The sequence below is a fragment of the Paenibacillus endoradicis genome (assembly GCF_024721975.1).
In genome coordinates, this window is sequence record NZ_JANQBB010000001.1 from 1,102,781 (window position 1) to 1,117,338 (window position 14,558).

Genomic DNA, 14,558 nt, shown 5'->3' on the forward strand with positions numbered 1-14,558 from the left:
ATTATATTTTTAATGAATTAAAATTTATTTATCAATAACCATCCATAAATTCAAAAATAGAATACCTAAGATTAAATGAACTAATGGTACAAGAGCCTTCCATATTTTATTTTCACTTTTATAAAAAATTAAGCATACGATATAGGTGACTGGATATGTAGTAGATACAAACATAAATGTTTTCACAACAAATTCTAGTAACAAATTCCCATCCCATGATCCTTCCGCAGCCAAACTCATCAAGTTAGCTAATAATATAAATGGATAGATTACTAGTGGGATTCCTTCAAATATAAATAATATATATCCAATATTTATTTTCCTGTTTTTCATTATTCACCTTCAAATCACATGTTTTTTGCTTTTTCCGCAGGTTTCGTTTAACGTTCAGGTATTCACGAGCTTCCTTAGGAAATTGTCACTGAATATGCTACTTCATCAAATAGAATCAAGTGACCAAGGCGTAGCCGACGCGTGAATAGTGTGTTGTAAGATGTCAGCGACTTCTTCGAATTAATTACAGTAGTTCTTTATCAATAGTTTTCCGTTACTTAAAAGAAAGCCAACGTTTAAAACCGCAGCAGTCTTTTGTGTACAAACCACCATTGGATTGATAATTACTTCTCAAAAAATTTCATATATACTCAGATATTTATCCGCTCTTATAAAAGTAAATCCAGTTTTTCAAGCACATTGCGTGATTGCCAATTCTCATGTTCTACATTTCCTTCAATTTTGGGTTCAGAACAAAGCTCGCGTAATCTTTTCAATCCCCCAGGTTACCACAGTCTTTGCGGCTTCGGTTGCATACCCATTCCCCTGGTAAGCTTCACCAATTCCAAAACCTATCTCTACATAATCAAGCTCCTTTTCTGATCCATGGAATTTATTTAAAGAGATTGTACCTACCAGCTCTCCGGTTTCTTTTAAATATAAACCTGAGTCAAAAGATTCTTTAAGTAGATTCACCAGGTGATTGCTCGTTTCAATCATTTTTTCGATTTTTTTAGCAGGCGTCAAAAGAGTTGGGGATCTTGAAAGTAAAACCATTTTCAATATGATTTCTCGTTTTGAAATCCAACACAGGTCTTTAAATCTTCCATTCTCAAGGGACTATAATCCAAACGTTCACTACAAAGAAAATCAAAAATTCCTCAATTGTACCGCTCCTCTAAGTAAATTATTCGTGCTACAACCGATTTTATTACAAAAAGTAACCAATGCTTTTTACTATATATTTTCCTGACCTTCAAATTTTCAATTCCGTTAATAACAATTTTCAACTCACTTGATTTAATTATCCTTTTAATTTTTTCTCTGACTTCCGATAACTTTCAGGTATTCATGAACTCCCACAGGAAGTTGTCAGACAGCATTTACTTCCTTAATTCCCTCTGCTGACCAAGCCGCAGCCACTGCGTAATACTGTGTTATACGTAGTTGCTTCATCTACAAATTATTTAATTGTTCTAATTGCATTATCAAATTTATGTATACCAAAGTCGTTTATTGAAGATTCCAACAATTCATTTCGGATCGTATTTAAATCTGGTGTAAATCTTACTTCAATATTCATATTCATTAGTCTTTCTAATCCATTATTAATTATAGTTGTACCAATTGGTTTTACTTCCTCATATGAAATGTGGTAGCCTGCTGTTTCATCGAACAGTGAAAATGTGTCAGTTGGCATCTCATATCTAATTAAAGGTGTATTCATTATTTTCATATACCAGCTTGTTTCCACTGTTACAACCACATCAGCATTCGTCGTTCCAAAGAATCTCATTTGATCTTGTTCCGTTATCCTATCACTCTTGGTATATACAATTCGTGGGCAGCTTCGAGGGAAGAAAAAAGTGAATTGATGTTCACCATCAATAGCCCAAACAACTGGCGCCATATCTTTTCTATTTTCTTTAACTCTTGGCTTGAAGAGGGATATTTGCTCTTCTTCGCTAAAATGATATAACTTCATTGATTTCCCCCCATTCATCCTAACTAAGCAATGGCACATAACGTTCAGGTATTCACGAACTAGCGCAGCAAGTTGTCACTGAATCTGCTACTCTATCATAAGCATCAAATGACCAAGGCGAAGCCGACGCTGAATACTGTGTTAGGCGATGCCACTTTGACTTACTTTCTAAGAGCCTTATAGGTCAGCAACCATGGTGATTGATGTATCCACCATTCCAACTTCTTTAAAACCAAATCGTTTATACAATTTCACTGCTACTATATTATCAGAATCTACACTTAATGATACTCTCTTTATCTCCTTCTCTTTCATCCTATTAATAAGCATATTTAATAGTGCTGTTCCAATTCCAATTCCTCTATATTCCGCTTTTAGTGCCATTCCTAGTTCTGCTATATCATTACTTACAAACCCAAATCCTTTATTACTTTCATTAAAATATCGAATGGTTATGGACCCTAACAACTGCCCTTCTTCATCTACGGCAATATAACCTAAATCTCCTTCTCGCCCCCACTCTTCAACATACTTAGATAGAGAAGGTTCTTTTATCACATCTCTATTAAAGGGATCTTTTCCTTTAGGTACATATAAAGATTCATATAACATATCCCACAAAAAGGGTATATCTCTCTCTGTTATAGGTCTGATCGTATATTTATTCATTGATAACTCCTTCTGTTTATAATTTTTATTCTTCGGGTCGTTTCGCCTAACGTTCAGATATTCACGAATCCCATCACTTAGATAACTCCTATCTTAGTCGAAGTGGATTGGGGTCTGAATCCACTTCATTACAATCCACTTCTTGCGACCGAGGGTGTAAACCCGATGAGTGAATACGGTGTTAGATGAAGTATCACGCATCATTGAATTAGCTTTCAAAGTTCTTTAACTGTGGTTCAATTAATTTCTTAATTTGTATCACTGCTTTAGTTCGTCTATAATACTGAATTTCAATTTCTTGATGTAATTTCAGTTCATTAATTTCTTTAGCAAATTCTTTATTCGCCCTAAACTTCTTTACATTACCATTTTCTATTAAAATTCCAACGGTATATACTTTCTTTTCAACTAATTCTCCCTTTATAGTCACATAATCCTTTTTGACTAAATCAAGATTAACCATTGTTAGAATAATCAAAAAAATTGGTAGTGGAATAACTTGTATTAAAATTATCCAGATAGGTGGTTGCACAAGAACATTTGAAAACAATCCAATTAATGCAATAAAAGTGAATAATACCGAAAGAAGTCTTAATGACTTAAGTCTTTTTGGAGTCTCTAATTTCATTGTTGTTTTTGTCCTTTCATTATTTGTGGTATTTCATCTAACGTTCAGGTATTCACGAACTTCCGAAGAAAGTTGTCACTGAATCTGCTACTTCTGCCAAAGCATCACAGTGACAAAGGCGAATCCGACGTGTGAATACTATGTTATAAGATGTCTGCCTCACCTTCGAATAGTCCTACAATTTATCTACATTCTTCATTTGAACAATTAACTCTTTAACTATCTTTTCTTGTCTATACCTTACTGTTATTTCTTTATTGTTGAAATAGTCTTTTGGTAAATGAATTGTTCGACTTTCTTTAATGCTTTTTTTCAAAAGCATTGAGTCAACTGCTAAACATGAGTCTTCACTGTTTGCAAAATTATCATTTGAAATAAAAGATCCACAATCAGCAATTAAATCGATTGATTGTTTAATCTTATTAATGAATATTATCTCTGTCTTATAGTTAAGTAGATCTGCCTCAATCTCTGCATGAATACTGACTTTCAGGATTTCGTCTTCTATCGAACCCTCAAGTAGACTTGTACTTTCAGGAGCCTGTTCGTCAACGACTTTAATTGGGTGATCTTCCTCAAGCATAACTTCTTCACTTAAACTAGTACTAAGAGCAATTTCGTCTATTTCAGTTTGACGACTACATCCAACAATGATTAAAATATGAGATAAAATGATAGCTAGAGAGTATTGTTTCTTCATTGATATTCCTCCATACGTGCCTTGCGCTGATTTCTTATAACGTTGCTTGATTCACGAACTTGCACAGCAAGTTGTCACTGAATCTGATACTTCTGCCAATAGCATCAAAGTGACCAAGTCGGAGCCGCTGCGTGAATAATATGTTATGTGATGCTACTACCTACTTCGAATTGCTTTCCAAACTTGTGTTTTAAATAGTACTTTAACCCAGCTCGATCAACATCTGAAAACTGTCTTGGATCTTCTATCATTAAGCTATAGACTTCATCAACAGTTTCCCATCTAATATTTGTCGTTTCATCCCCTACTTCAAAGTGATTACCTTCAACTTTACATATAAAATACATACCTATAGAATCAACTGGACCCTTTATGGTTTGGTATACACAATAAGGTTCTAAACACTCGACTTCAAAATTCGGGTTAATTCCGCATGTATCTATACGCTTTTGACTACCTTCTACCTCTATAACAGTTAAACCGGTTTCTTCGTATACTTCTCGTCTCAGTCCATCTAATATTGATTCATATAGTTCTAATCTCCCACCTGGTAATTCAAGTGATTCCTCATTCTTTTTATTTCGGGTCTGAATGATTATTTCTGTAATATCGTTTCCTTCACGTTCAACAATTGCTCTTGCATTAACATAAAACATCAACAAATCACCTTCTTTTTATGTATTTGGATCTTTAATAGTATTGCAGCAGTTTCACATAACGTTCTTGTATCTACGAACCCTCACTGCCTTAAGGGACATAGTCCCAGCCGCGATGCGGTTAGGCAGTGCAGGGTTGTCCGCTGGTTGGACTTCCTGCAACTGAATATTCTTCTTTATGTATACGCTTCTTATGCTTCGTTCGGAACAAGGGGTGTAAGCCTCGCAGCGTAGATACGGTGTTATAAGATTGAGCCGTCTTCTTCGAATTTGCTACTAAAATGCTCTAACGTTCTTCGATTATCGCGCCCGTTTACGGAATATTTTTTTTATACAACTATGCTATATGGATAAGCAAATATAAAAGGTATAATTCCGATGAAGGTTACGATTTCCCCCTAAAATTAGTAATAGAACTGAAAGCTTTCTCATAAATATATCTCCTGTATTTTACCTACCAAAAATATCCAATTTTCTTAAATTAGTGGTCGATAATCCGGCTTAGAGTCAAAGGGTTGCACACTCATGCAATTACTGCGCCCGATTACAGAAAGTTGAATTATTAAGAAACTAGCCCTCATTAATAAATTTAGTTCAATCGACTTTAAATTTCACAAAATACGGCACGAACAAAGAGCCAATACTAAGTATGGCGAGTCCCACACCCAGCGTAGTTAAAAGGTTATTAAAAGGTGAAAAGAAATTAACAAAAAGTAGCGTTGGCAAAACAGTAAGCGAAACAAAAATCAATCTGCCTGAAAAGGTTATTTTATGTTTCGCACCACAATTATCGCATTTAACTGGTTTATATACCCAACCCAAAAACGCTTTGTATATTTTACTCCAGCTGAATTGCAGATTACAGTTTTGACATTTTTGCAATTTGAACCCCTCCTTAGTCAACTTATCTTATTCGGAATAATCGCCCGATATTCGAAGGGACATCTATGCATTACATGACGCTACGGAGATTATAAGGTTTTATACTATTATGGCTATTTCTTATAACGTTCAGGTATTCACGAACTTCCGCAGGAAGTTGTCAGACAGCAATTACATCTTGAATTTCTTCTGCTGACCAAGGCGTAGCCGCTGCGTGAATACTGTGTTATACGAAGCATTGCCTTCCCTGAGTCACAAAGAACATTTTATAATCCATTATTATTGTTAATTAATACTTCTTTAATGTGATTCGGAATTCCAATAATTGATTTAATCACCTTTTTAATGCCATTAATGTAAATATTCTAATAGTTCCAGTACACTATCAATCTATTAGTTCCATTTACAAACATAAAATCCATCCAACCGTCAGCAATTAATTAATCTTCAGCATCAAATATTGTAAATCCTGAAAACCTATCAATCGATCCATCTAAATAATACATGCACTTACCTTCTATACAACTCTCCGACCAATCGAAACGGAACTCCTTATTAAAAATATGATAATAACTTAAATCTCTGACTGACTGTAATTCAACTTCTTTTCTTAATTTTGGTCCCATAGTAACAGAAAGCCCCTGGTCCTGATAATTTGGTATCATATTATTTTCATCTCTACTTTGTTTTTTTATTTGTCAATGTTTCGTATAACGTTCAGGAATTCACGAACTTCCATAGGAAGTTGTCACTGCATCGGCTACTTATGGCAAAGCATCACAGTGACCAAGGAGGAGCCGCCGCGTGAATACTGTGTAATATGAAGTACGGATCTACCTTGATTTCACTAAAAAGGATTTACATGATCTGTCTTTTTACATGTTCAGGCATACCAAAATCTTTTAATTCTATTTCAATCCCAGATTGTAAATCGTCCAAACAATCCCAATAGACTATAAACATATTGGTTTCTTTATTAAAATAGAAGTTCATCCATCCTTCTAGTATCTGTTGATCTTCACTATCATATAGACTGATCCCAGAGAAGTTTTCAACTGCTCCATCTAAATATTGAATCCTCTTATCTTCAATACAACTTTCAGACCAATCAAAGAATAATTCCTTCTCTAAATTAATGTAATGTTTTAAATCTAATAACAACTGTTTTTCTACTTCTGCACGTAACTTTGGACCCATCCAATCTGAGAATCCAAGTTTTTGATAATTGGTTTCATTTTTTCACCCTTTCTAACTATAGGATTTAGATTTCACCCGTATTTCATATAACGTTTCGTGAATTCACGACGTTTCTTTTCCTTAGATAGCTCTTATCTTACGGAATGTGTTGGGGAGTTATTTCTCCGCTACATTTCTTCTTCCAACCAAGGGCGTAGCCACAGCGTGAATCTGGTGTTATGTGAAGTCCCTAACATCTTGAGCTACTTATCAAAACTTATTCTTTTCCATTCATCTGGAACATGAAGACATAAAGAAGGTGTCAAACATTTGGTGTAATAAGGTTCTTTCACAAATTCATCTGTTATGTATTTAAGAATCATATTATTTAATTGAAATACTTCTGTTCCATTCTCAATGTTTTTGATTCTATCAAATTCTTCATTTTCTATAGAATAATAAAATTCTGTTTCACTAAAGCATCCATCAAAATAAGTGCTTAGAGGTCCTCCTAACCCGTGTGGACAGCCTAGTTCAGACTTCGATGTTTCTGTGAAGTGACACCACCAAGACACTCCGCATATAACAACTCCTAGTTCCGTTAATTGCTTAATTAATCCTTCTATTAATTGGGGGGAAACAATAAGATCAAAATAGCCTGAGCCTACAATCTCAACTTGATATAATCTAAATATTTTTTCTAATTTTTTCTGTATATTTTTTTGTTCATAATTGAGAAATTCATAATATCTCAAAATATTTCACCGTCCTTTAGGGATTTCGCCTAACAAATTATTTGCGTATTTCGTGTTACATGTTTCTTTGTGTCTATTTGCGTACTAAGTTAACTTCTTCGTACTACTCTCTGCCTTATTTGTCTGTTGAGCAACAAAGTCTTCACCATCACATTGTTCAAATACTTTCTGCACGGTACGCTCTGTAATATGACCTTTGTTCTGCTGACCTGGAAAGAGCCAGTTTTTTATAATGCTATTTGATCTATACATCTATACTTCTCAATAGCTTGCCATGCTGTTTCAGATAATAATGTATAACGATCTTTCCTACCTTTACCTTGCCGTATTCGTAGTAATTGTTTATCAAGATCAAAATCCTCCAACTTCAATTGAACAACTACACTTACCTGTAGTCCAGCTGAATAGGTGATCATAACAAATGCGCGATGTTTTTCGTTTTGAATAGTATTGAAAATGTATTTGATTAACATAGGAGTGAGATCTATCTTGATTTAATAGTAGTAGTGCATAAGTTTCAATGATTCCTTTAAGCAATCCACTTACTATCTCTCTAACTTTCATATAATCTATATATCGTGTGACATGACTTCGATATACGGCTGATGTGTGGGCACTCTTTGCTGTAGATGTTTGTGAAGTGATAATTGTAGAGTTGTCATACTGAGAAGCATCTTTAATATTTTGGCTTATGTTTTCTAATTCGCTTAATCTTAGAAACTGTTCTAACTCCATTTTCTTTCTAGTATGTGCTCTACAATCAGCGAATAAATTACATTCATCCTTTAATAGTATCTCAACGATGATGTTCTTCTCATGAAAAAGATGAATGACTTGAGCAACAGATGAAATCGTATAAGGAATATTCCATTCTTTCTTGATAGGACCGTATCTTTTTCCACTGATCTCTCTAACTTTCTGTAAAAATTTTTCATTATAACTAAATAAAACAACAACCACTACTCATCAAGCGTTGTTAAATTGATCATTGAAAGTACCTCCATTATACAATATTATACATTTAATAGAAACGACAAAAAGGTCTCAAGCATTTGCTTGAAACCCGATTCTTTCGACGTTATCTTATTATTTGATATTAATATAAATCCTGTTATTATCTTTGTCAAATGTTATTGTAGCTCCCAAGTCGCCAACAATATCTCGAATTGGTGCATAAGTAGTATTATTTTTGGAGATCACATTTTTACTTGATAATGATAGTGTTGCACTCTTCTTATTTTTTGTGATCTTAATAACATCTGCAGTCTTATCAATTTCAAGTGTAGCTCCTATTGCTTTTACCACATCTCTAACTGGGAAATAATTACTATTTTCTTTAACTAGTATATCATTGTCTAATTTGACTAGAACATCATTAACATATAACGTAACACTCGACTTTTCATACTCTGCTTTTTTTACAGTAGTAGTTTTCGATTTACTTGAGCTACTATTACTTTTCTTAGTTGAACTATTGCTAGATGAGCTTGAACTACTTGTTGAGCTTGAACCTGAATGATAATGGTAGCCTGTACATAACCCCTTGCTCTTAGATTTTTCAGAGCAATTATGTCCTCCGTTCGCATCTGTTCTACCCGAATGTGCTGCTGTTGTCGGTACCAGTAACGCAATAGATAGAATGATAACCATAAATAACTGAATCGTTTTCTTCATAATGTCCTCCATAAATGTATTTTAGGTATAACTGGTTTGAATCTTAGCCTACATGCGATGACTATGTAAAAATGTGATGAATCCCATATCCAGTATCCCTAGAACTATTATACAGTTATATTACAATATTGGTAGTTTAGATAGTTTTTTCAAATAAAACGATATAAAGTTTGTTACAGCGTTGCTTCTATATAGGGTTACTTACTAATCGGCTCCCAATAACATTACTTTCAGCATTAACACAGTAATCAAAAATACACATTCAATGAGTAGAATAATCTTCTACCATTGAACGTGTATTTATGTATCTTAGACTTCAAGCTCTTTATACTTAAAGTACAATTACTTTACTAGCTCATTGACCCATACCATCATTTCACCCTCACCACGATTAGCCCATGTATAGTAAGGGATAAACGTTAGTGAAATTGGTGTTTCTGGTAGTACAGTATCTGCTGAATATAATTGATCTGTCCAGCAATTAGCATCTATACTTACCCCTTCGGCTTCTATCGTATATACACCATCAGCTAATGACTCGTTAAATTTCAGTGTTAGCTTGGCATCGCTAGGTAACTTCACTTGTTGTAATAGCTTCCCATTGTCAGCTTCTTCGATGCAATAAACGATTGGTCCACGTTGCAGGGCAACTTTACCAGCATTTGCTTTCACTTTAGGATGACTCTTCATTCGTTTAATACTCATATCAAAACCTAACTCCACGATATCTCCCGTTACCCACTCACGTGAGATCTTCGCATATCCGTCTTCTGTAATTTCTGCTATTTCAACAGTTACTCCATTTACTTGAATAGTGGATTTGTTAGACCAGTTTGGAAGACGAATTGCTAAGGTCATATGAACTGGTGCTGAAGTTGATAGCTCGTATTTCACAACCCCACTCCAAGGAAGGTCAGAAACTTGATTCAGTGTTACAGATGCCCCCTCAACATTCAGTTCTGTTGTTCCACCGATAAATAAGTGAGAATACACAGTGCTGCCAGTAACAGAATACATATAATCTCCTAATGATGCTAATAAACGAGCTAAGTTAGGAGGACAACATGCACAACCAAACCATTCTTGACGTACTGGTTTCACATGATTGTAGTTTTTATTATTTCCATTACATTGTTCAGGTGAAACTTCAAGCGGGTTAACATAGAAGAAATGCTTACCATCTAATGACATTCCAGAAATAACTGTATTATAAAGTGCACGTTCCATCACATCAGCATATTCGCTTTTTGTCTCCAATTGAAGCATACGTTGTGCTGCAAAGATTAAGCCGATCGATGCACATGTTTCGGAATAAGCAGTATCATTAGGTATATCATAATCTACGGAGAAAGCTTCTCCTTGTACCATTGAACCAATTCCACCTGTAATGTACATTTGCTTATGAACAATATTGTTCCATAGAGTGCGACTTGCTTCTATTAAGCTGACATCATTCGTCTCTTTTGCAATATCAATCATACCCGCAAGCATATATACTACACGTACTGCGTGCCCCGTAGCTACATCTTGTTCCCTAACTGGTTTGTGTGATTGGAAATATTGGGGATCTATCTGAATACGATCTTTATGCCAAATACTACTCCAACCACGTTTTTCCGCTTCTTCAACAAAGAAATTATTCGTTCCACGTTTGTCGATAAAGTATTTACTTAATTGAAGATACTTATTTTCACCAGTAATATGATATAGCTTCACTAAAGCAAGCTCAATCTCTTGATGTCCATCATATCCTTGAATCTGACCTTCCCCATCACCGAATACATTGCCAATATCATCAGCCATTTTGCATACGATATCTAATAATTGACGTTTGCCTGTAGCTTGATAATAAGCAACACCTGCTTCGATCATATGTCCTGCTGTATACAATTCATGAGCTTCTGTTAGATTTTTCCATCTAAGTTGAGGTTCCTTAATTATGAAATACGTATTAAGATAACCGGTAGATTGTTGTGCTTTCTCAATAATAGTAATCATCTCATCCGCAATCGCTTCAAGTTCGCTATTAGATTCTTTAGTTAAGAGATAAGCAACTGCCTCAATCCATTTCGCAACATCTGTATCTTGGAAGACAAATCCGTAAAATTCACCTTCAGCTAAGCCAGCTGCGATCTTGAAGTTTTGCACCGCGTGACTTGGTTCTGCACCTTCAACCCGATCATTGATCGCTTCCCACTGATATGGTACGACAACATCTCGTACTAATTGTATATATGGACTCCAGAAAGGATCCACAATATTTACTTGCTTCATTGGAATAAATTGAATTGGTTTTGTCAATTGAACTGGCGTAGTCATAATCACACTCTCCTCAGATTCCCATAATTATTTATAATTGTTATTAGATTCTCACACTCTACAGATCTATTGTATGTGTTAATATGAATATGTACGATACAGAAATGAAACCTAATTATTATAAAATATCACACTAATGGAGTGATTATTATGAAGCCAATCAACCATATATATTTCAATGCGCCACCTCCTCCATATTTCCTGGAAAGTGGATTTCAAATCCATGAGAAAAATGATACACATCCGAATCGAACTCAATTAGGTTTTTTTGATTTTATACTAGTTAGGGAAGGGCGTTTACATATCGGGGAAAATAATGAACAGTGGATATTAGAAGCGGGTCAATCGCTTATTCTATTACCGAATGAATCGCACTACTCCGTAAGACCCGCAGAAGGACATACGCTGTTCTACTGGATTCATTTTCAAACGATAAGTGCCTGGACACAAAGTGAGCAAGAACATATTAAGCTTAATTTAGAGGAGCATCAACGATGTTTTTACCCAACACCATACACGATCCAATTACCGAAACATATGAGCTTTCCCTTTCCTCAACAAGCTTATCAATTATTGGAACAAATGAACCAGGCGAATACAGAAAGAGAGTCTAATGCTTACTGGAAAAAGCAACATGCCTTTGAACAACTACTGAAGATGATGGATACTAGACAGAACGATGATGATGTATCACCGATCATAAGACTAGCCGAGCAAGTGGAAAATTTCATTAGGAATCACTATCAGGAGTCAATTACGAACGAGCGGCTTGCTTTTACTTTTAACTATCATTACAACTATATAACACGGGCTATGAAACAGATGTATGGCATGACACCCAATGAATATGTAATGAAAGTTCGTATTGATCACGCGAAAAGTTTGTTATTAAATACACATTGGACAGTTTCTACAATTGCAGAGCATGTCGGATTTGAAAACATACCTTATTTCTCCAACTGCTTCTCCAAACACATCGGTATATCACCTTCTCAATTTCGCAATCAATATTATGAGTAAACCAAAAAGCTCAAAGTACATTTACAAGTACTTTGAGCTTTTTGATTTAATACGGACACAGATCAGATCATTATTGCTTCTAAGTTATTTATTGTAATTTGACAATCAAATAGTATTATTGCCTTATTAATAATTTTAAGCCTGTTCTCCATATGGGAAGATCGTTACAATTGAACCGTCGTCCTTATACTGAAGTTCAGTGAATTTAACGCTGCGTTTATGGTTTACTCCTCCAGATAGGGAGCAATCATGATAGAACAGATACCATTTATCTTTAAACTCAATGATAGAATGATGTGTTGTCCAACCAAGTACTGGCTCAAGAAATCTTCCTTTATACTCGAAAGGTCCTGTTGGTGATTTACTTGTAGCATATACTAAATAATGAGTTGAGCCTGTTGAGTAACTTAAGTAATACGTATCTTTATATTTATGCATCCAAGGGCCTTCGAAGTATCTTCGATCCTCATCACTAGCAAGAATAGCGTTACCATTCTCGTCTACAATGCTAATTTCTTGAGGATCTGTTTTGAAAGTAAGCATGTCATCAGACATTTCAGCGACTAATGGTCCAAGTGCTGGGCCGTTTACATCTGGATCTGCTTCATTAGCAACAAATTCCCCAGACTGCCATTTTTCAAGTTGGCCACCCCATAGTCCGCCATAATACATATAAGCACGATTATCTTCATCTACATATACAGCTGGATCGATCGAGTAGCTTCCTGGAATGTAGTTTTCTTCTGGTTTGAACGGACCTTCTGGCTTGTCACTTGTTGCAACACCAATACGGAAAATTCCATCATGGTCACGAGCTGGATAATATAAATAGTAAGTATCATTTTTGAAAGCTGCATCTGGTGCCCACATTTGAGCACTAGCCCATGCAACATCACGAACATGAAGTGCTTCTCCATGATCAATAACTGGAGCATCTACATCATCCATAGATAGAACGTGGTAATCCTCCATTTTGTACTGATCTCCATTGTCGTTATCTGGACCATCATGATCTAGGTCATGAGATGGGTAAATGTAAATTTTATCGTTAAATACATGTGCAGACGGATCTGCTGTGTAAATATGTGTTACTAGGGGTTCATTTTGCTTAGCTGGTTTGGTCATCGAGCTCTCTCCTTTGAATAGCTAGCTTATTATTTTTTATAAATGTACACGCGTTCATTATCACGTATAATGATAGCGTTGTCAATAGTTATTTTAATCGCTTACAATTTACTTCTACTATATAAAAATGCTAATTAAAATAACCCTTTGATGAATTACACCAAAGGGTTATAACTTGAATATCCAATAGGCTAAGTAAGCAGCTACTATACCCACAACTAAAGAAATGAAAACATAACTAATTGCTCTAACATACTGTTTTTCTCTCATATAAATGATCCATTCATAACTAAATGTTGAAAAAGTCGTAAAGGCGCCAAGAAAACCAACGCCGAAAAGATACCACAACCACTCCGATAGAATCGCTTGCTCATAAAAGGAAATAAGACTGCCAAGTATAAATGATCCCAGTATATTAACAAGAAAGGTTGCTCTAGGGAAATAATCAATGTTCTTAGTGACATGATAAGAACTTATAAAATATCGAGCACATGCTCCTAACGCCCCCATAGCTCCTATTGCTGCAATCATGAGGTAACCTTCTTTCTCTTTAACTTATCGACAATTATGATAGCGACAATAGAAGCAATGCCTCCACCTACTACGCTTCCTAACAAATATAATATAGCAGCCCAATATTGATGTTGCTCCAAGTAGCGCAACATATCGACTGAAAAAGTCGAAAACGTAGTAAACGCTCCGAGCAATCCTGTGCCAAGTGACCATCTAATTTCTTGATGCCATGGAATGTTAATCGTTACTGCGCTATACAATAACGCTAATAAAAAGCTACCAATAATATTAATCCATAGCGTAGGTAGAGGTTGTTGTGTTATCCAGTGCTCACTAATTACATATCTAATGATCGCACCAACAAAACCACCTATGGCAACATAACCATATGCTTTCATTACGTTCATCTTCTTCCTAATGACTTTAGCTGTATTTTTCACAGTTCATACTGTTCAACATAATA

General features: G+C 35.2%; 20 protein-coding genes. 1 reads left to right on the plus strand and 19 read right to left on the minus strand.

Annotated features, from left to right (window positions below):
* Positions 1-24: 24 nt before the first annotated feature.
* The 16 genes from NV377_RS05170 to NV377_RS05240 all read right to left on the minus strand — a co-directional run bounded on the left by NV377_RS05170 (position 25) and on the right by NV377_RS05240 (position 11,437).
* Positions 25-333, minus strand: a complete 309-nt coding sequence (locus tag NV377_RS05170) for a hypothetical protein (RefSeq protein WP_258200086.1) — start codon at positions 331-333, stop codon at positions 25-27.
* Between the two features lie 408 nt (positions 334-741).
* A complete protein-coding gene (locus NV377_RS05175; protein ID WP_258200373.1) occupies positions 742-1,050 on the minus strand; it encodes a GNAT family N-acetyltransferase in 309 nt (102 codons plus the stop codon).
* A 406-nt stretch (positions 1,051-1,456) separates the two neighbouring features.
* Positions 1,457-1,978, minus strand: coding sequence for a DUF6886 family protein (locus NV377_RS05180; protein ID WP_258200087.1), 522 nt, complete (start codon positions 1,976-1,978; stop codon positions 1,457-1,459).
* Between the two features lie 177 nt (positions 1,979-2,155).
* Positions 2,156-2,647: a GNAT family N-acetyltransferase gene (locus NV377_RS05185; RefSeq protein WP_258200088.1), complete on the minus strand. Its 492-nt coding sequence runs from the start codon at positions 2,645-2,647 to the stop codon at positions 2,156-2,158.
* A 208-nt stretch (positions 2,648-2,855) separates the two neighbouring features.
* Positions 2,856-3,275 (minus strand): hypothetical protein, encoded by a 420-nt coding sequence (locus tag NV377_RS05190; protein ID WP_258200089.1) that lies wholly within the window; start codon positions 3,273-3,275, stop codon positions 2,856-2,858.
* A gap of 175 nt (positions 3,276-3,450) precedes the next feature.
* On the minus strand, positions 3,451-3,975 hold the full coding sequence (locus NV377_RS05195; RefSeq protein WP_258200090.1) for a hypothetical protein: 525 nt from the start codon (positions 3,973-3,975) through the stop codon (positions 3,451-3,453).
* Positions 3,976-4,118: 143 nt separating this feature from the next.
* The gene (locus NV377_RS05200) at positions 4,119-4,631 is read right to left on the minus strand and encodes an NUDIX hydrolase (protein ID WP_258200091.1); all 513 of its coding nucleotides are present in this window, start codon (positions 4,629-4,631) and stop codon (positions 4,119-4,121) included.
* 594 nt (positions 4,632-5,225) lie between these two features.
* The gene (locus NV377_RS05205; RefSeq protein ID WP_258200092.1) at positions 5,226-5,513 is read right to left on the minus strand and encodes a TIGR04104 family putative zinc finger protein; all 288 of its coding nucleotides are present in this window, start codon (positions 5,511-5,513) and stop codon (positions 5,226-5,228) included.
* 440 nt (positions 5,514-5,953) lie between these two features.
* Positions 5,954-6,139: a hypothetical protein gene (locus tag NV377_RS05210; protein ID WP_258200093.1), complete on the minus strand. Its 186-nt coding sequence runs from the start codon at positions 6,137-6,139 to the stop codon at positions 5,954-5,956.
* Between the two features lie 232 nt (positions 6,140-6,371).
* The gene (locus tag NV377_RS05215) at positions 6,372-6,710 is read right to left on the minus strand and encodes a hypothetical protein (RefSeq protein WP_258200094.1); all 339 of its coding nucleotides are present in this window, start codon (positions 6,708-6,710) and stop codon (positions 6,372-6,374) included.
* Positions 6,711-6,952: 242 nt separating this feature from the next.
* A complete protein-coding gene (locus NV377_RS05220; RefSeq protein WP_258200095.1) occupies positions 6,953-7,444 on the minus strand; it encodes a hypothetical protein in 492 nt (163 codons plus the stop codon).
* Positions 7,445-7,528: 84 nt separating this feature from the next.
* On the minus strand, positions 7,529-7,696 hold the full coding sequence (locus NV377_RS05225; RefSeq protein WP_258200096.1) for a hypothetical protein: 168 nt from the start codon (positions 7,694-7,696) through the stop codon (positions 7,529-7,531).
* Positions 7,672-7,860, minus strand: coding sequence for a tyrosine-type recombinase/integrase (locus NV377_RS25895; RefSeq protein WP_373425804.1), 189 nt, complete (start codon positions 7,858-7,860; stop codon positions 7,672-7,674). Before NV377_RS25895 ends, NV377_RS05225 begins: the two co-directional genes overlap by 25 nt.
* Positions 7,796-8,404, minus strand: coding sequence for a hypothetical protein (locus NV377_RS05230; RefSeq protein ID WP_258200097.1), 609 nt, complete (start codon positions 8,402-8,404; stop codon positions 7,796-7,798). The genes NV377_RS25895 and NV377_RS05230 overlap by 65 nt, the downstream gene beginning before the upstream one ends.
* 126 nt (positions 8,405-8,530) lie before the next feature.
* On the minus strand, positions 8,531-9,118 hold the full coding sequence (locus NV377_RS05235) for a stalk domain-containing protein (RefSeq protein WP_258200098.1): 588 nt from the start codon (positions 9,116-9,118) through the stop codon (positions 8,531-8,533).
* Between the two features lie 342 nt (positions 9,119-9,460).
* On the minus strand, positions 9,461-11,437 hold the full coding sequence (locus tag NV377_RS05240) for a glycoside hydrolase family 127 protein (RefSeq protein WP_258200099.1): 1,977 nt from the start codon (positions 11,435-11,437) through the stop codon (positions 9,461-9,463).
* A gap of 150 nt (positions 11,438-11,587) precedes the next feature.
* Between NV377_RS05240 and NV377_RS05245 the strand changes: the two genes are divergently transcribed.
* On the plus strand, positions 11,588-12,457 hold the full coding sequence (locus tag NV377_RS05245) for a helix-turn-helix transcriptional regulator (RefSeq protein WP_258200100.1): 870 nt from the start codon (positions 11,588-11,590) through the stop codon (positions 12,455-12,457).
* Positions 12,458-12,592: 135 nt separating this feature from the next.
* On the opposite strand, the gene NV377_RS05250 is transcribed toward NV377_RS05245, so the two are convergent.
* The 3 genes from NV377_RS05250 to crcB (NV377_RS05260) all read right to left on the minus strand — a co-directional run bounded on the left by NV377_RS05250 (position 12,593) and on the right by crcB (NV377_RS05260) (position 14,502).
* Positions 12,593-13,582: a glycoside hydrolase family 43 protein gene (locus NV377_RS05250; protein WP_258200101.1), complete on the minus strand. Its 990-nt coding sequence runs from the start codon at positions 13,580-13,582 to the stop codon at positions 12,593-12,595.
* 168 nt (positions 13,583-13,750) lie between these two features.
* Positions 13,751-14,113 carry a fluoride efflux transporter CrcB gene (gene crcB, locus NV377_RS05255; protein ID WP_258200102.1) on the minus strand — a complete coding sequence of 121 codons (363 nt, stop codon included), beginning with the start codon at positions 14,111-14,113 and terminating at the stop codon, positions 13,751-13,753.
* Positions 14,110-14,502: a fluoride efflux transporter CrcB gene (crcB, locus tag NV377_RS05260; RefSeq protein ID WP_258200103.1), complete on the minus strand. Its 393-nt coding sequence runs from the start codon at positions 14,500-14,502 to the stop codon at positions 14,110-14,112. The genes crcB (NV377_RS05255) and crcB (NV377_RS05260) overlap by 4 nt, the downstream gene beginning before the upstream one ends.
* Positions 14,503-14,558: the final 56 nt, after the last annotated feature.